Origin of the sequence: Parapontixanthobacter aurantiacus (assembly GCF_009827635.1) — a bacterium.
Classification (GTDB): domain Bacteria; phylum Pseudomonadota; class Alphaproteobacteria; order Sphingomonadales; family Sphingomonadaceae; genus Parapontixanthobacter; species Parapontixanthobacter aurantiacus.
Genome location: NZ_WTYW01000001.1, coordinates 1,371,409 through 1,387,681, shown reverse-complemented (window position 1 = coordinate 1,387,681; position 16,273 = coordinate 1,371,409). Strand labels below are relative to the sequence as shown.

General features: G+C 63.1%; 19 protein-coding genes. 7 read left to right on the top strand and 12 right to left on the bottom strand.

Annotated features, from left to right (window positions below):
• The first annotated feature begins 15 nt into the window (after positions 1-15).
• On the top strand, positions 16-729 hold the full coding sequence (epsC, locus tag GRI38_RS06785) for a serine O-acetyltransferase EpsC (protein WP_160682107.1): 714 nt from the start codon (positions 16-18) through the stop codon (positions 727-729).
• Between the two features lie 19 nt (positions 730-748).
• A complete protein-coding gene (locus GRI38_RS06780; protein WP_160682106.1) occupies positions 749-1,105 on the top strand; it encodes a DUF2794 domain-containing protein in 357 nt (118 codons plus the stop codon).
• 35 nt (positions 1,106-1,140) lie between these two features.
• On the opposite strand, the gene GRI38_RS06775 is transcribed toward GRI38_RS06780, so the two are convergent.
• From GRI38_RS06775 to GRI38_RS06765, 3 genes are all read right to left on the bottom strand, one after another.
• Positions 1,141-2,316 carry a hypothetical protein gene (locus GRI38_RS06775; protein WP_160682105.1) on the bottom strand — a complete coding sequence of 392 codons (1,176 nt, stop codon included), beginning with the start codon at positions 2,314-2,316 and terminating at the stop codon, positions 1,141-1,143.
• A 98-nt stretch (positions 2,317-2,414) separates the two neighbouring features.
• Positions 2,415-3,344 carry an SDR family NAD(P)-dependent oxidoreductase gene (locus tag GRI38_RS06770; RefSeq protein WP_160682104.1) on the bottom strand — a complete coding sequence of 310 codons (930 nt, stop codon included), beginning with the start codon at positions 3,342-3,344 and terminating at the stop codon, positions 2,415-2,417.
• Positions 3,345-3,523: 179 nt separating this feature from the next.
• On the bottom strand, positions 3,524-4,216 hold the full coding sequence (locus GRI38_RS06765) for an HAD hydrolase-like protein (protein WP_160682103.1): 693 nt from the start codon (positions 4,214-4,216) through the stop codon (positions 3,524-3,526).
• Between the two features lie 63 nt (positions 4,217-4,279).
• On the opposite strand from GRI38_RS06765, the gene glmU reads away from it, so the two are divergent.
• The 5 genes from glmU to GRI38_RS06740 all read left to right on the top strand — a co-directional run bounded on the left by glmU (position 4,280) and on the right by GRI38_RS06740 (position 8,168).
• On the top strand, positions 4,280-5,650 hold the full coding sequence (gene glmU / locus GRI38_RS06760; RefSeq protein ID WP_160682102.1) for a bifunctional UDP-N-acetylglucosamine diphosphorylase/glucosamine-1-phosphate N-acetyltransferase GlmU: 1,371 nt from the start codon (positions 4,280-4,282) through the stop codon (positions 5,648-5,650).
• Positions 5,647-5,931: an HNH endonuclease gene (locus GRI38_RS06755; protein ID WP_160682101.1), complete on the top strand. Its 285-nt coding sequence runs from the start codon at positions 5,647-5,649 to the stop codon at positions 5,929-5,931. The genes glmU and GRI38_RS06755 overlap by 4 nt, the downstream gene beginning before the upstream one ends.
• A 142-nt stretch (positions 5,932-6,073) precedes the next feature.
• A complete protein-coding gene (locus tag GRI38_RS06750; RefSeq protein WP_237487371.1) occupies positions 6,074-6,811 on the top strand; it encodes a PEPxxWA-CTERM sorting domain-containing protein in 738 nt (245 codons plus the stop codon).
• Positions 6,787-7,476 (top strand): L,D-transpeptidase family protein, encoded by a 690-nt coding sequence (locus GRI38_RS14060; protein ID WP_237487370.1) that lies wholly within the window; start codon positions 6,787-6,789, stop codon positions 7,474-7,476. The genes GRI38_RS06750 and GRI38_RS14060 overlap by 25 nt, the downstream gene beginning before the upstream one ends.
• Before the next feature lie 47 nt (positions 7,477-7,523).
• Complete coding sequence (locus GRI38_RS06740) at positions 7,524-8,168, top strand: CAP domain-containing protein (RefSeq protein ID WP_160682099.1); 645 nt, start codon at positions 7,524-7,526, stop codon at positions 8,166-8,168.
• A 37-nt stretch (positions 8,169-8,205) separates the two neighbouring features.
• Here the strand turns inward: GRI38_RS06740 and GRI38_RS06735 are convergent, their stop codons facing one another.
• The 9 genes from GRI38_RS06735 to GRI38_RS06695 form a co-directional block, all read right to left on the bottom strand.
• Positions 8,206-8,679: a hypothetical protein gene (locus GRI38_RS06735; protein WP_160682098.1), complete on the bottom strand. Its 474-nt coding sequence runs from the start codon at positions 8,677-8,679 to the stop codon at positions 8,206-8,208.
• A 43-nt stretch (positions 8,680-8,722) separates the two neighbouring features.
• A complete protein-coding gene (locus GRI38_RS06730) occupies positions 8,723-8,986 on the bottom strand; it encodes an ATP synthase F1 subunit epsilon (protein WP_160682097.1) in 264 nt (87 codons plus the stop codon).
• 20 nt (positions 8,987-9,006) lie between these two features.
• A complete protein-coding gene (locus tag GRI38_RS06725; protein ID WP_160682096.1) occupies positions 9,007-9,618 on the bottom strand; it encodes a hypothetical protein in 612 nt (203 codons plus the stop codon).
• Between the two features lie 23 nt (positions 9,619-9,641).
• Positions 9,642-11,114 carry a F0F1 ATP synthase subunit beta gene (gene atpD, locus GRI38_RS06720; RefSeq protein ID WP_160682095.1) on the bottom strand — a complete coding sequence of 491 codons (1,473 nt, stop codon included), beginning with the start codon at positions 11,112-11,114 and terminating at the stop codon, positions 9,642-9,644.
• A gap of 18 nt (positions 11,115-11,132) precedes the next feature.
• Positions 11,133-11,507, bottom strand: a complete 375-nt coding sequence (locus GRI38_RS06715) for a hypothetical protein (protein ID WP_160682094.1) — start codon at positions 11,505-11,507, stop codon at positions 11,133-11,135.
• A complete protein-coding gene (locus tag GRI38_RS06710; protein WP_160682093.1) occupies positions 11,504-12,376 on the bottom strand; it encodes a F0F1 ATP synthase subunit gamma in 873 nt (290 codons plus the stop codon). Before GRI38_RS06710 ends, GRI38_RS06715 begins: the two co-directional genes overlap by 4 nt.
• Positions 12,377-12,400: 24 nt before the next feature.
• Positions 12,401-13,930, bottom strand: coding sequence for a F0F1 ATP synthase subunit alpha (gene atpA, locus GRI38_RS06705; protein ID WP_160682092.1), 1,530 nt, complete (start codon positions 13,928-13,930; stop codon positions 12,401-12,403).
• A gap of 24 nt (positions 13,931-13,954) precedes the next feature.
• The gene (locus tag GRI38_RS06700) at positions 13,955-14,512 is read right to left on the bottom strand and encodes a F0F1 ATP synthase subunit delta (protein ID WP_160682091.1); all 558 of its coding nucleotides are present in this window, start codon (positions 14,510-14,512) and stop codon (positions 13,955-13,957) included.
• 136 nt (positions 14,513-14,648) lie between these two features.
• Entirely contained in the window at positions 14,649-16,208 is a 1,560-nt protein-coding gene (locus GRI38_RS06695; protein ID WP_237487369.1) for a S1 family peptidase, read from the bottom strand.
• Positions 16,209-16,273 lie beyond the last annotated feature (65 nt).

The following is a 16,273-nucleotide window of genomic DNA, read 5'->3' as shown; positions in this document are numbered from 1 at the left end:
AAGCGATCGAGGATCATGTTCGCAAAGCTGACTGCCTATCTCGATTCCATCATGGCCCGCGACCCGGCGCCGCGCTCGCGCTGGGAGGTCATGCTGTATCCGGGCGTCTGGGCGGTCGGCTTCCACCGTGTCTCGCACTGGCTGTTCGAGGCGCGGCTCTATTTCCTGGCGCGCGCGGTCAACCATTTCTCCCGCTTTCTGACGGCGATCGACATCCATCCCGGCGCGCGGATCGGGCGAAACTTCTTCATCGACCACGGTTTCACCGTCATCGGGGAAACCTGCGAGATCGGCGACAACGTGACCATCTACCAGAACGTCACGATGGGCGGGACGAACCCGACCAGCGGGGTAGGCGGCAAGCGCCACCCGACGCTGTCTGACGAAGTGATCGTCGGTTCGGGCGCACAGGTCATCGGCCCGATCATCGTCGGCAAGCGCGCCCGGATCGGCGCGAATGCCGTCGTCTTGGAAGACGTGCCCGACGGGACGACGATGGTCGGTTTGAAGGCTCGCCCGACGACCGTGCCCATGCGCGAATGGTTCGCCGAATTCACCCCCTATGCCACGCCATGCGACGACAATGGCGAGGTGCGGACCGACTGCATCGAGCGGATGGAACGCGAACTTGCGTTGCTGCGCGCGGAACTGGCGGAATTGCGCGCCATGAGGGAGCCGCCGGTAACCGAGCAGGCACATGCCCGCCCCGGCGAGGAGCAGCCGAACTGACGGACGGCCAGCCAAAGCGATGAAGAACGAACCCAACATCCTGCCATTTCCCGCCTTCGGTCATGCGAAAGACGGACAGGTCGGCTTCGACCGGCAGGAATTGCAGCGCATCCTCGACCTCTATGGACGCATGGTGGCCGCCGGGGAATGGCGCGACTACGCGATGGATTTTACGAAGGATGCCGCCATGTTCGCTGCGTTCCGGCGGGCCGCCGAACGCCCGCAGGCGCGCATCGAGAAGCGGCCCGCGCTGCGCAACAAGCAAGGCATGTGGGCCCTGTTCGGCGAACACGGGCAGATTCTGAAGCGCGGTCACGAATTGAGCGGCGTCCTCGCCCCGGTCGAACGCCGCCTCGTCAAATCGGTCGACGGCTAGGCGCTCATCGACGTTTAACGTGCTTTCCCGAAGTTTCAGGCGGTTAGGGCGGACCCCTCGAGAGCGGACTCCGGCAGGCGCGCCTGCACGCGAGGCGGCAAGTTGCTTACGAGCGCGCTGCGGATCGGGGTCCAGAAGGCCGACAGGCTGAGCAGCGCAGAGCCGATCACCAGCGCGGTCAGCGCAAAGCTGAGCTCTACGGCGCCGAAGCGGTCGAACAGAAGGCCGAGCGCCACCAGCACGTAAGCGAGAGCGGATACGAGCAGGGCGCGCCTATCGATTGCGAGCGCGACCAGGCCGAACAGGACGTAGATCGCAACCACGGCAAGAGCCTGGCCGATGCCGACCGCATCGCCGCCATCCATCACGCCGAGCGAATAGAAGACGGGATGCGCGATCATCGGCGCGGCGAGCAAGTGGAGCCAAAAGGCAACGTCGCTGCGCCGCGTCGTGCGCTGAAGGTCGCTCGTGTCCCAGCGCATGGCGAACAGGAAGACGCCTATTCCCGCGACGAAGGTCAGCCCGAGCATCACGTTCTCGATGTCTTCGAAACCCGTATTGTAGAGGCCTGCAGCGATCAGACCGATGACGGTGACGGCGAGCGCCGCCGTGCCCGCCGCGATGGTGATCGGCACCATGAACCGGCGCCAGTGCAGCCACGCGCCGAGCGCCGCGATAAGGCCGGCGAAGGAAATGAAGATTGCTCCGACCCATTCCGGCACATCGCGAAGCAGTCCTTCGCCGAGGTTGAAGATCGCGGCGAAGATCGCGCCGACGAATGCGAGAAGCAGGATGATCGAGGGCAGGGCCATGCGCCGCTTGGCCGTGAAGAACTCGGCCAAACCCCACGCCGTCGCGGCGACGAGAGCGCTGCCGAGCGCCCATTGCCATGCGGAACGGTAGCTTGCTTGTTCCATATAGACCCACCAGGCAGCCTCTAGAGCTTCCTCGCTCAAGGTTTCGTTCGGAAAGGGCGGGGCGGGGATGAAGGCACCGACGATCGCCTGCCCGATCGCACCGGCGGCGACCAGCATGATGACGACGCCGATAGCGACGAAGATGTCGTTGAAACTGGTGACGAGCCGGAACTGCTCTTCATTCGCGACTGGCATCGAACGAAGCTCTGCCACGTGGGCACGCAAAGAGGCGGCAGCCTCCGCGCTCAAAGCCCCGGAAGCCACCGCCGAATTGATCTCTTCGTTGCTATACATCGCCGAACTTTCTCCCCCCGTTCGGGACGAGATAAGCCGGAGTGTATTACCCTGTCAATACGGTGCGACGATTAGTTCCTACCGTCGAGGTCCGCCGATCAGCCGCGCGCGCTTGCCGGTCCGTCGCCCGTGACCTTCTGCATGGCCTTGAGGATTGCGCCCGACTGCTCGGCGCCCGATTGCGGCGCGACGAGGTTCGATTGGGCGGAAATCTTTTCCCAGTTCTCGGCGAAGCCCTCTACCGTGCGTTCGTCCTCGGGCAGCCAGACGGCATCGTTCATAACGACCCAGGCGGAGTGGAAGCCACCGGCGCCCGCGCCGACGATGGCGTTGGAGGGAGCATCCTCGCTCACAAGATAGAGCGCGGCAGGTGCGACGTTTTCAGGGCTGAACAGTTCGAATGCCTGTTCCGGGAAGATGTCCTCGGTCATGCGCGTTCCCGCGACCGGCGCCAGCGTGTTGCACTTGATGTTGTACTTTGCGCCTTCGAGGTGAAGCGTCTTCGTCAGGCCGGCAAGGCCCAGCTTGGCCGCGCCGTAATTCGCCTGACCGAAATTGCCGAACAGGCCGGTGGACGACGCGGTCATCAGGATGCGTCCATAGGTCTGTTCGCGGAAGAGGTCCCAGCACGCCTTCGTCGCATAGGCCGAACCCAGGAGGTGGACGCGCACGACGAATTCGAAATCGTCGGGCGTCATCTTGGCAAAGCTCTTGTCGCGCAGGACGCCGGCATTGTTGATCAAGATATGGACGCCGCCCCATTTCTGCTTCGCGTCGGCGACCATCTTTTCCATCTGGTCGTATTCGGTGACGGACGAGCCGTTCGCCATCGCTTCGCCGCCCGCCTTCTCGATTTCCTCGACGACTTCGGCCGCGGCATCGGAGGTGCCGGTCCCGTCGCGCGATCCGCCGAGATCGTTGACCACGACCTTTGCGCCGCGCCGTGCGAGTTCGAGCGCATATTCGCGGCCCAGCCCGCCGCCGGCTCCGGTAACGATGGCAACGCGGTCCTTGAAGGAAATGGTCATGGGTTCTTCTCCCGGTAGATGTGACTGATGAGTGGGGTTACGTCAGGTTCAATGCGATCCGCAGGTGGCAGGTTCCGTCCTGCTGCGCAACTGCGCCCGCCCGGCAAGGCGATGCCGTAGGGGCAGCGGGCGAGTGGCGGGGACGGGTGCGTTTCGCATCGTCCGGCGAAACCTTCGAATCAGGTTCGCGCGATGGCTTCGAGCGCGGGGATCAGTTCGCCGAAACTGGCTATGACCGCATCTGCGCCGAGTTCCTCCGCCGGGCGATCGCAATAGCCGTAAGCGGCGGCGACGACGGGAACCTTCGCATTGCGCGCGGCCCCGATGTCGTAGCTCGAATCGCCGATGAAGGCGAAGCTGCCGCCGCCAGACTTCTCGCGTGCCATGAGGAGCGGGTCGGCAAGCGGCTTTGCGCGGTAGTTCCCGTCCGCGTCCTTGCCGAGGCTGTCGCCGCCGATGATGCAAGCGAAGCGGTCGGCAAGTCCGATCTGCCCGAGAATGTCGTTGGCGAAACCTTCGAACTTGTTCGTGACGACCGAAAGGGTGACGCCGCGCTCCGCCAGTTCGTCGAGCACTTCGATCGCTCCGGGGTAGGGGGCGGTATGAACGGCGCAATTCTCGCCGTAATATGCCAGCATCGTTTTATAGAGCGGGCGGAACTCGTCCTTGGGGACGCCGCCCTGGTCGTCGAGGGCGCGTTGGAGCATCACCTTCGCGCCGCCGCCGATGAGATCTGCCGCGCTGTCGACGGGAACCGGCTCGAAACCGCCCGAGCGCAAGGCATGATTGACCGCCTCGCCGAGGTCGCGATGGGTGTCGAGCAACGTGCCGTCGAGATCGAACCCGACGCAATCGAAAGGTAAATCGGCCATATCCCGAGGCCTGCTGACGGATGTTCCTTCAAACTGCAAGCGATTGGTGGCAAGGGCCACTGCATGAACACGCCCTCTCGCGAAATCGCCGCCATCATCCTTGCCGCGGGCAAGGGAACGCGCATGAAGTCGAACCTGCACAAGGTGCTGCATCCGATCGGCGGGCGTTCCATGCTCGAACATCTGCTGGCCTCGCTGGAGGAACTGGCGCCGACGCGCACGATCGTCGTCGCGGGTCACGGTTCGGAGCAGATCGAAGCAGCCCTCGGCAGCCGCGCGCGGATCGTCCTGCAGGAGCCGCAACTCGGCACGGGTCACGCGGTGCAGCAGGCCGAAGATGAGCTGGCCGATTTCGAGGGCGATGTCGTCGTTCTCTACGGCGACGTGCCCTTCGTGCGCCCTGCGACGCTCCGCCGCATGATCGAGCGCCTGCATGAGTCGGACGCGCCGCCCTGCACGGTGCTGGGCTTCAGGGCTGCCGATCCGGGCGCTTACGGGCGTATCGTGAGCGAGGACCGGCGCACCATCGGCAAAATGGTCGAATACAAGGACGCCAACGCCGCGGAACGGCAGATCGACCTCTGCAACTCGGGGATGCTTGCGGCCCGCGCACGCGATCTGTTCGATTTGCTCCGGCGTATCGGAAACGACAATGCGGCAGGCGAATACTACCTGCCTGACATCGTGATGACCGCGCTGAAGGACGGGCGGACCAGCGCGCTCGTGGAAACCGACGAGGCCGAGGTGCAAGGCATCAACAGCCGCGCCGAACTGGCGGAGGCGGAGCGCGTCTTTCAGGAAAGTGCGCGCGAGGATGCAATGGCGAACGGCGTGACTTTGAAAGCGCCGGAAACGGTCTTCTTCAGCTACGACACCGAACTCGGGAAGGACGTCGTTATCGAGCCCAATGTCGTTTTCGGTCCCGGCGTCAGCGTTGGTGACGAGGTTCGCATCAAGGCATTCAGCCATCTCGAAGGCGCGCAGGTCGGCGAAGGCTGCGAAGTCGGCCCCTATGCGCGCCTGCGCCCCGGTGCCGTGCTGAAAAAGGGCGCCAAGATCGGCAATTTCGTCGAAATGAAGAAGGCCGTGCTGGGCGAGGGGGCCAAGGCCGGCCACCTTACCTATCTCGGCGATGCGGAGGTGGGTGCGGGCGCGAATATCGGCGCAGGCACGATCACCTGCAACTATGACGGCTATTTCAAGTACAAGACGGTGATCGGAGAGCGCGCCTTCATCGGCTCCAACTCGTCGCTCATCGCTCCCGTGAAAATTGGGGCGGACGCCATTGTCGGGGCGGGCAGCGCGGTCAGCCGCGACGTGGGCGACGGCGAATTGCGGCTGGTGCGCGGGGAACAGCTCGTCAAGCCGGGCTGGGCCGATCGCTTCCACGACACGATGAAGAAAAAGAAGAAGGCGGCGGACGCGAAAGAGTGAGCGATAGCGCGGAGGCCCTTGCGTGCTGGCTGTGCGAACGGCTCATCGGAACGCGGCTGCAATGGCACCATACCGTCCCCAAATCGAAGAAGGGGCGCGAGACCGTGCCCGTCCATCCGATCTGTCACAAGACGATCCACACGCTCTTCACTAATGCCGAACTGGCGCGTCATGGCACTGACCGGTCCTATTTGCTCGCCAACCCGGAACTGGCCAAGTTCGTCGACTGGATAAGCGGCAAACCGCCCGATTTTCATGCTCCGACACGCCGAAGAAAATAGGCGCGGCCTGCTCCAATTCAGCAAGATCCGTTAACCATTTGATTTAACGACCGTTAGTCGCAACTGTTCTATTTTGGGATAATCGCAAGTTAACCGGCGGGAAACCTATCTCTTGCGCGGTAATGTTGCTATTGAGCCCCTCATGGAAAACGTGTGGGCCTCTATACGGAACAGGAAATGGGCGGTCGGCGCGATCGCTGCGATCGTTCTTCTGGCCGGCGCGTTAACCCTATATAATAACAATCCGTTCTCTTCGACTTCGCCATTGGCGGACGATGCGGCACAGGCCGATCGGTCCTTCGTCGAGCGGGTGACGGACACCATCAATGCCCTTATCGGACGCTCGCCCGGCGAACGGACGGAGGCTCGCCTGATGAAGACGAAGGGCGGAGCCATTCCGGCCCTGCGCCGTGTGCCGCGCCCGACGCAGCGTGCTCTCGGCAAGGTGTTCGAGGAACCGGTCGGACCGTCGCGCTTCGTCCCCGAAGATCAGGGTCTCGACCCGGCAATCGTCCTGCCGCCCGAAGACGTGCTGGCGCAGGCTGCTCCTTCCGGCGCATTCCCGCCGGTCGGTGGTCCCGGTCTGGGTGGCGCACCCATTCCGATCATTCCGGGCGGCGGTGGCGGCGGCGGCGTGATTTCGCCTCCGGGTCCGGGCGGCCCCGGCGGTCCTGGCGTTCCGCCGATCGTCAATCCCCCCGTACCTCCCGTCATTCCTCCAGTCGTACCGCCGGCCGTGCCGGAACCCTCGACCTGGGCCATGCTGCTGCTCGGCATGGCTGCCGTAGGCGGCATGATGCGCCGCCGGCCGCGCGCGAGCACAAGCGGCGAAGCAACGGGCAGCACGAACACATCATGCGGACTTTCCTGCGCCGCCTGATTCCAGCGACGCTCGCCAGTATCGGCCTTCTCGGCCTCGGCGCATGCGACGAACCGACCGGTTCCGCGCCGGTCGAAGAAGTCGCATGGCAGGACGCACAGTCCGACGCAGCGAGCGACTGGACGAGCAACGAGATCGACACCGATACGCGCGACTATCTGTCGCTCGCCGAATCCGAAGAGGCTGCCCGGCTCGGCCTGCTGCCGGAAAAGACGCGCTCCGTCCTGAAGATCGACCGCACCATGCGGCACGGCCAGTTCGAGTGGCAGGATAGCGACATCCCGGAAGGCCGGGTCGAGGTTCGCGTCGATCTCAAGCGGCAGCTCGTCTCCGCCTTTCGCGGAGGTCACGAAATCGGGACTGCCGTGATCCTCTACGGTGCGGACGGCAACGAAACACCGACCGGGCGCTTTCCGATCAAGCGCAAAAGCGAGGATTACCGCTCGCGCACCTATAACAACGCTCCGATGCCGTACTCGCTATGGCTGACCGATGACGGCGTCGCTCTGCATGGCAGCAAGGTCGAATGGGGACGCGCGACCCATGGCTGCGTCGGCGTGCCGGTGGGATTTGCCGAGAAGCTGTTCGAGGTCGCGGATAGCGGAGACGTGGTGCAGATCGTCGACGATGCAGGGGACGCGCCGGTTCCCGACGGACAGGTCTGACCATCCGGTTTACGATTTTCTAACTTTCCGAGCGCATAAGCGGTGCCATGCAAAGGTTCCGCGCCTCCGAACGAAAGACCGGGAAAGCTGCCTCGATCCGCAAGCTGGCATCCGCCGCTGCGCTGCTCCTGTCCGCACCGATCCTTCTGAGTGCGCAGGGTATCCATACGAATTTCGACGAACGCGTCCTTTCGAGCCATAATCGCGAACGGGCCGAGCTTGGCCTCGATCCGCTGGTCTGGAACCCGCGCCTCGCGCGGGCGGCCGAGAAATGGTCGAGCCATCTGGCGGCAACGGGGCGCTTCGAACATTCGCCCGACGAACCGGGTCAGCCGCTCCATGGCGAAAATTTGTGGGCGGGAACGCGGGGCTATTACCAGCCCGAGGCGATGGTCGGCCTGTGGTTGAAGGAAAAGAAGTACTTCAAGCCGGGCACCTTCCCCCATAGCAGCACGACCGGCGATGTCTCCGACGTCAGCCACTATACGCAGATCGTCTGGGACGAGACCCTCGAGATCGGCTGCGCGCTGAGCCGCGGTGCGGCGGAGGACGTGCTCGTTTGCCGCTATGCCAGGCCGGGCAACGTCTATGGCAAGGAACTCGATTTCGAAGCGAGCGCGGAGGAAGTCGATCCGGCGGAAGTGAAGATGAAGCCGTTCGAGGCGATCTTCCGCTGGCTTCGCATCATGTGATCGGCGCGCAGGCCGAGCGTTCAGGCTAAGCTGACTGTTACTCAGCCCCCATTTCGCCTTCGGTCAATTTGCCGTCGATAACGCAGGCGTAGTGCTGCGCAGACCCATCGCGCTTCGGGGCGAGCAGGCAAGCACCGTCCGCGCCCACATTCCCTAACCGCGGGACCCGCGTGCCGGCGAACGAAACGACCTTGCCGACCCGCCGAAAGTCATCGTCAGTTTCCGCCATGTAGAAGGCGGCGCGATAGCTGTTCGGTTCGCGCTGCGGCAGGACGATGACGAAATCCTCAAGCGTATCGGCCATTCCGTCGGTCGAAGTGAGGAACACGTTATACGAGCGAACGTCTCCAAGCCGCTGCTCGCCAGCATCTGCTCGTGCGAGCGAAACCGCAGCCTCGATGTGAGTACGGTCGACGGCTTCCGGAAGCGTATCGGCCTGTGCACGGCACGCTGCTGCCATCGCGCAGCCGCAGATGAGTAAGGCGGATTGCGGTTTTAGCACGCCGACCATGGCCGGGACCGTAGAATTGCCGTCAGTCTCTTCCTTCGCCCTGTTAAGCGCCTTCGTCGACCTTTTCCGCCAGCACGGTCAGACCATTGTCGCCGACCTCTGCAAAACCGCCTTCGATGGTGATTTCGTCGGGCGTTCCGCCTTCGCTCTTGTAAACCTGCAAGACGCCGTCGCGTATCGTGGACATGAAGGGCGCATGTCCTTCGAGGACGCCGAATTCGCCCTCGGCGCCGGGAACGACGACCATGTGCACGTCTTCGGAACGGACCTGCTTTGCGGGCGTGACGAGTTCGAAATGTAGGGCCATCGTTTCCTGCTTACTTCTTGCTAGTTGTCGTCTGCCGTCGAGACGAACATTGTTATGAGGACGAAATCCTTGCCTGCAGGCATTGCCCGGACCGGTTCCATGACTCGCGCGCCGATCGTTTGGCGCTCGCTTACTTGCCAATCGAAATCGGTCGATTTCATGAAGCCGTTTGCTAGTTCCCGTGTTCCCGTAAGGGCAAAGGGTGTCTCGTCGTGATCGAAATGGCCGAGCACTGCATTTGTGGCTTCGTCCGCATTGTCAAGCTCGCTGACGGCCAATGTGCAGAACGGGCGATCCTGCGCTAAAGCCATGCCGAGACGACCCTTGCCGAGCGCGCGGGTATAGAAGAGCGCGGGCGAGCCTTGCGGTGCCATCATCGATAGCAGCGGATCGGGCTCCGTTACCGCTTCGAACCCGCTTTCGAGAAGCGAGGCGTCGGCGCTTTGCTGGCTCGAAAGGTCGATCATACCCGTCAGGGCCGGCAGACATCCAAGCACTATGGCCGCCTCAAGCGCATCGCCCGGCTCAGTAGTCGAAGCTCCGGCAGGAGTGGCTACGGTCTTTATGGCGACGTCATCCTGTGCCATCGCGGTTGCCGCCGCACCGGGTAGGGCAAGCAGCAACGCTGGCAAAAAATGACGTCCTTGAACCACTATCAGGCCTCGTCAGCCATCTTCTTGGCCTTCTCGACCGCCTGGTCGATACCGCCCACCATGTAGAAGGCGGCTTCGGGCAGATGGTCGTATTCGCCATCGACCACCGCCTTGAAGCTGGCGATCGTGTCTTCGAGCTGGACGAAAACGCCCGGAATGTTGGTGAAGACTTCGGCGACGTGGAACGGCTGCGACAGGAAGCGCTGGATCTTACGCGCGCGGGCGACGGTCAACTTGTCCTCTTCCGAGAGCTCGTCCATGCCGAGAATGGCAATGATGTCCTGCAGGCTCTTGTACTTCTGCAGCGTTTCCTGAACCTTACGCGCGGTCTCGTAATGCTCCTGACCGACAACGCGCGGTTCGAGAACACGCGAGGTCGAATCGAGCGGGTCGACCGCCGGGTAAATGCCGAGTTCGGAAATGGCGCGGCTCAGCGTCGTCGTTGCGTCCAAGTGAGCGAACGAAGTTGCAGGGGCCGGGTCGGTCAAGTCGTCGGCAGGAACGTAGATTGCCTGAACCGAGGTAATCGAACCCTTGTTGGTCGAGGTAATCCGCTCCTGCAGATTGCCCATGTCGGTGGACAGGGTCGGCTGGTACCCCACGGCCGAAGGAATACGACCGAGCAGCGCGGACACTTCGGAACCGGCCTGCGTGAAGCGGAAAATGTTGTCGACGAAGAAGAGCACGTCCTGGCCTTCTTCGTCACGGAAGTACTCGGCCATGGTCAGACCGGACAGCGCGACGCGCGCACGTGCGCCCGGCGGTTCGTTCATCTGTCCGAAGACGAGCGCAACCTTCGATCCTTCGGATATGGCTTCGCCCGCATCGTTCTTCGCGATGACGCCTGCATCGAGGAACTCGTGATAAAGGTCGTTGCCCTCACGCGTCCGCTCGCCGACGCCGGCGAAGACGGACACGCCGCCGTGACCCTTGGCGATGTTGTTGATGAGTTCCTGAATGAGAACGGTCTTGCCGACGCCGGCCCCGCCGAAGAGGCCGATCTTGCCGCCCTTCGCGTAAGGCGCGAGGAGGTCGATCACCTTGATGCCCGTGACGAGAATGTCGGCTTCGGTCGACTGGTCGACAAAGAGCGGGGCTTCGGCGTGGATCGGCGCGGTCTGCTGCGCGCCGATGGGGCCGCGCTCGTCGATCGGAGCGCCGACGACGTTCATGATCCGGCCGAGCGTCTTGGGTCCGACCGGAACGGAAATCTGCTTGCCGGTATTGACGACCGTCTGTCCGCGCGTGAGGCCGTCCGTGCCGTCCATCGCGATGGTGCGAACGGTGTTCTCGCCGAGGTGCTGGGCGACCTCGAGAACGAGCGTATTGTCGCCGTTCTTCGTTTCGAGCGCAGTCAGGATCGCGGGCAGTTCGCCTTCGAACTGCACGTCGACGACGGCGCCGATGACCTGGGAAATCGTTCCGTTGGTCGTCTGGTTGGGAGTGATGGTGGTTGCAGCGGGTGCGGTGGCCATGATGGTTTTCCTACAGGCTTACTGGTCTACGTGGTGCGAACCGTGCTCGGCGCAGATCGCCGGCGCGTTGTCGAGCGCCCAGCCTTCGCCGTCGGGCGTCAGCATGGCTTCGTGGCGCAGATACTGATCTTCGCCGAGGCCGAATTCGCAGGAGACGTTATCCTGTCCGAGCGCACGGCGGCAAACGGCGTTGCTGACCGGTTCCGCATCGGGGCAGGTGGCGGCGAAGACTTCGGTGAATACCGCCTGGTCGGGAGCAGGGCGCTCCGGCTCGACTTCGAAAGTCTCTTCTTCGGTGGCAACATCGGCGGGCACCTGTTCGGGTGCTTCTTCCGCTGCTTCGCCGCAGGCGACGAGGGCAGCGCAAGCCGCGATGACAAAAAACTTCTTCACAGCGCTTCGGCTCCTGCAATGATCTCGATGAGTTCGGTGGTAATCGCGGCCTGACGGCTGCGGTTGTACTGAATGGTCAGCTTGTTGATGAGGTCGCCGGCATTGCGCGTCGCATTGTCCATCGCGGTCATCGAGGCGCCCTGTTCGGACGCGGCGATCTCGAGCAGCGCGCCGAAGATCTGCGTCTTGACGTAACGCGGCAGCAATTCCTCGAGAATTTCTTCCTCGCCCGGTTCATATTCGACCATCGCACCGCTCGCTGCGCCTGTCTCGGCGGGCGGGGGTACGGGGATAAGCTGCTGAACGGTCGGCTCCTGAACCAGCGCCGACTTGAAGATAGGATAGACCAGATGCGCGACGTCGAACTTGTTCTCTTCGAACAGGGTGATCAGTTCGTCCGCAATCGCCTCCGCTTCCTCGAAACCAGGGTTGCGAACCTGCGAGGTATCGAACTGCTGGTCGACCTGACCTTCGAAGTTACGCTTGATCGGCGCGCGGCCCTTCTTGCCGACGAGGTAGAAGGACACGTCCTTGCCCGCAGCCTGCAACTCGCGGGCTTTCGCACTGGCGGCACGAACGATGTTCGCATTGAGACCGCCGCACAGACCCTTGTCGGTGTTGACGACGACCAGCATGTGACGCTTGTCGCTGCCGGTTCCCGCAAGCAGCTTCGGCGCGCTGTCACCGGATACCTTGGAAGCGAGCGAGGCCATGACGTCGGTCAGACGTTCGGAATAGGGACGCGCGGCCTCGGCGGCCGCCTGCGCGCGGCGCAGCTTCGCCGCAGCGACCATCTGCTTCGCCTTGGTGATCTTCTGGGTCGACTTCACCGACCCGATCCGGTCCTTGAGTTCTTTCAGGCTAGCCATTGCGGCTCCTCGATCTCGTCAGCTTCAGGCGAACTGCTTGGCGAAGGCGTCGAGAGCCTTGACCGTGCGGTCCTTCACGTCGTCCTCGAACTTGCCGCTCGAACGGATGTCCGACAGGACGTCGCTATGCTCGTTGCGCATGAAGCTCAGCATGGCGGCTTCGTACTCGTTGACGCGATCGGTCGGGATGTTGTCGAGATAGCCGTTCGTACCGGCAAAGATCGACACCGTCTGCTCTTCGAAAGGCATCGGCGAGAACTGCGGCTGCTTGAGCAACTCGGTCAGGCGCGCACCACGGTTGAGGAGGCGCTGCGTCGATGCGTCGAGGTCGCTGCCGAACTGGGCGAACGCAGCCATCTCGCGATATTGCGCAAGGTCGAGCTTCATCGAGCCCGAAACCTTCTTCATCGCCTTGGTCTGGGCAGCACCGCCGACACGGCTGACCGAGAGACCGACGTTAATCGCCGGGCGAATACCCTGGTAGAACAGGTCGGTCTCGAGGAAGATCTGTCCATCGGTGATCGAGATGACGTTCGTCGGAATATAGGCCGACACGTCGCCTGCCTGCGTCTCGATGATCGGCAGCGCGGTGAGCGAACCGCCGCCATTGGCGTCCGACATTTTCGCGGCGCGTTCAAGGAGGCGGCTGTGCAGATAGAAGACGTCACCGGGATAGGCTTCGCGGCCCGGCGGACGACGCAGCAGAAGCGACATCTGGCGATAGGCAACGGCCTGCTTCGACAAGTCATCATAGACGATGACGGCGTGCATTCCATTGTCGCGGAAGAATTCGCCCATCGCACAGCCCGTATAGGGCGCGAGATACTGCAGCGGAGCAGGCTCGGACGCGGTCGCGGCAACGACGATGGAGTATTCCATCGCGCCGTTTTCCTCAAGGCTCTTCACGATCTGAGCGACGGTGGAGCGCTTCTGACCGACGGCGACGTAGATGCAATAGAGCTTCTGCTTCTCGTCAGTGCCCTGATGCGCATCGCGCTGGTTGATAAAGGTGTCGAGAGCGACGGCGGATTTGCCGGTCTGACGGTCGCCGATGATCAGTTCGCGCTGGCCACGGCCCACGGGAACGAGCGCGTCGATGGCCTTGAGGCCCGATTGCACCGGCTCGTCGACCGACTGCCGCGGGATGATGCCGGGAGCCTTCACTTCGACGCGGCTGCGCTGTTCGGATACGATCGGGCCCTTGCCGTCGATCGGGTTGCCGAGTGCGTCGACCACGCGGCCGAGCAGGCCCTTGCCGACCGGTACGTCGACGATGGTGTTTGTCCGCTTGACGGTGTCGCCTTCGCCGATGTCCTGGTCGGAGCCGAAGATAACCGCACCGACATTGTCAGCTTCGAGGTTCAGCGCCATGCCCTGAACGCCGTTCGAGAATTCGATCATCTCGCCGGCCTGCACGTTGTCGAGGCCGTGGATACGGGCGATACCGTCACCGACGCTCAGGACGGTGCCGACTTCGCTGACTTCGGCTTCGGTACCGAAATTGGCGATCTGGTCCTTGATGACCTTCGAGATTTCTGCTGCGCGAATTTCCATTTGGGTTGCCTTTCGTCAGCGCGCTCAGGCGCTTTTCATCGCCGTGGCGAGAGAGTTGAGACGGGTGCGGATCGAACCGTCGATCCGTTTGGAGCCTACGCGCACGACGAGGCCGCCAAGCAGGTCCGGATCGACATTCGTGGTAAGTTTGACCGTACGGCCCTCACGCTGCGTCAGCTTCGTTTTCAGCGCTTCGAGCTGACTGTCGGAAAGGGCGTGGGCGCTCGTGACTTCGGCGGTCACTTCGCCGCGCTGTGCGGCAGCGATCGTCTTGAACGAGCGAATGATGCCCGGCAGTTGCATGAGGCGACGGTTCTTCGCCAGCACGCCGAGGAAGTTCTGCGTAAGCTCGGAAATGCCGAGCAGGTCAGATACGCCCCACAATGCCTTCTCGGAAGCCGCGCGACTGATCTGCGGGTTGGTGGTCAGCGAGCGAAGTTCGGGCGATTCGGCGAGCGCCGCCTCGATCTTCTCGAGATCGGATTCGACGGCGGTCACGGTGCCGCTTTCCGATGCGAGATCGAACAGCGCGGACGCATAGCGGCCTGGTAGGCTAGCCTGAATACCGGCGGAATTCTCCACGCGAAACGATCCCCTTGGGCCTGAAATAAACGATTGCGACACATTGCCGTGAACGATGCAGCCCGAGGGGGACGCATCCGGCAAGGTTGGCGCGCGCCTAGCATCGCGCCCCGAACGATGCAAGCCGCATTGCCGCTTACCGGCGGCCTTTCGCAGAGCAGGAATAGACCAGCCGTTCGTTGGGCCGTTCGGGCAGCGTATCGAGCACCGCGCCCTGCATTTCGCCGAGGCGGATGGCGGCGTTCTCCGCGTCGCATTGCGGCGGGTCGTACTGGCGGCGCGCGGTGCGCGCTTCGCTCATCGCGCTTCGGCTCAGAAGATAACGGTCGGTCACGAAGGTGCGGGTGTCGGGATCGTACCGGTTGACGGAAACGACATCCTCGGACTGCGGCACGAACACGCGGGTCCATTCACCCCCGGCAGAACCGTATTGCGTGCGACCATTGACGCAGCCGCCCTCCGCCCAGGCGAAGTCGATATCGCTCGCGCTCGAGGAAACGATGCGGCTGCGATCGGTCTCGATGCTGCAGGTTAGCTCGCCGCCGGACGTATCGTTCAAGGCCGTATCGCCGGGTTCGTCAGCTTCTTCCATTGCTTCTGCGATGCGCGCATCGATCTCATCGATGCCGGGCCGGTTCAGCCAGACGAACAAGGCAGCGAGAAAGGCGGCTGCCGCGATACCGCCCGCGATCATCACCTGCTTTTCCTCGCGTTTCCGGCGCTTGCCATAGATCGCGTAGCTCGCTGCGCTCCATCCGACCAATGTCAGGACGAAAGCCAGAGCCATCGCGTTCTCGCGGCTTTCCTGAACCGACTGGACTGCTTCGAGGCGTGCGCGGTCGCGGCGTTCGCGCATCGCGTCGCTGCGCGCTGCCAGACTTGCCGCAGCTTCTTCGCGTTCGCGTTCGATGCGGTCGCGCTCATCGGCGTCTATTTCCGCAAAGCTGCGGCAGGGCAGGGCGTTGACCTGCGGATCGATCCCGTTTTCCCGCAGGAAGGGGATCAATTCCCGGTTCGATACGGCAAAGAAGAACTCGGCGTCGGACCCTCCGGAATCGGCGCCGAAGCTGTTCACGCCGAGCACGCGCCCGCAGGCGTCGAGCAACGGTCCGCCGGAATTGCCGCGCGCGATGGAGGCGGTGTGAAGGATCGTATCGAACTGGCGAGATGGCCGCGCCCCCGACAGAAAGCCTTTTGCCTTCACCGCCGGCTGCGAGCGGAAGATATCGCCGATGTCGAGGCCCTGCGCCCGGTCGACATTCATCGGATAGCCGACCGCCGTAACCTCGCCGCTGTCCTGCGGGGTTCCCCCCGCCAAGGTGAGCGGCGGAAGGCGAAGATCGCCCGTCGTCTCGACAAGCGCAAGATCATTACGCGAACTGACGCTGACGATCCGCGCATAGACGGCATCGTCGCCCTGGCTCGTCACCACTCCGACACGCAGGGTATCGTCCTGCATCGCCTCGCGCACGACATGAGCGTTCGTGACGATCATCGTAGGCGACACGGCGAAACCGGTTCCGTGGCTGATCGGATAGATTTCTTCCCCGTCGGATCCGATGACGACTACGCGCACGACCCCTCGTTCGGCGGCGGCGATATCGCTTGGATCGGCAAGCGCCGGCGACGCGCTCAGCGTGAAGGCCGCCAGAAGCAGCGCAAGGAAGGAGAGATAGCGATACATTTTCGCGCACATCTAATACAGTCTGCATTGACCGCAAGCTTCGGGATGCAGGATGGCGTCGAAGCTGCCATCGCCGG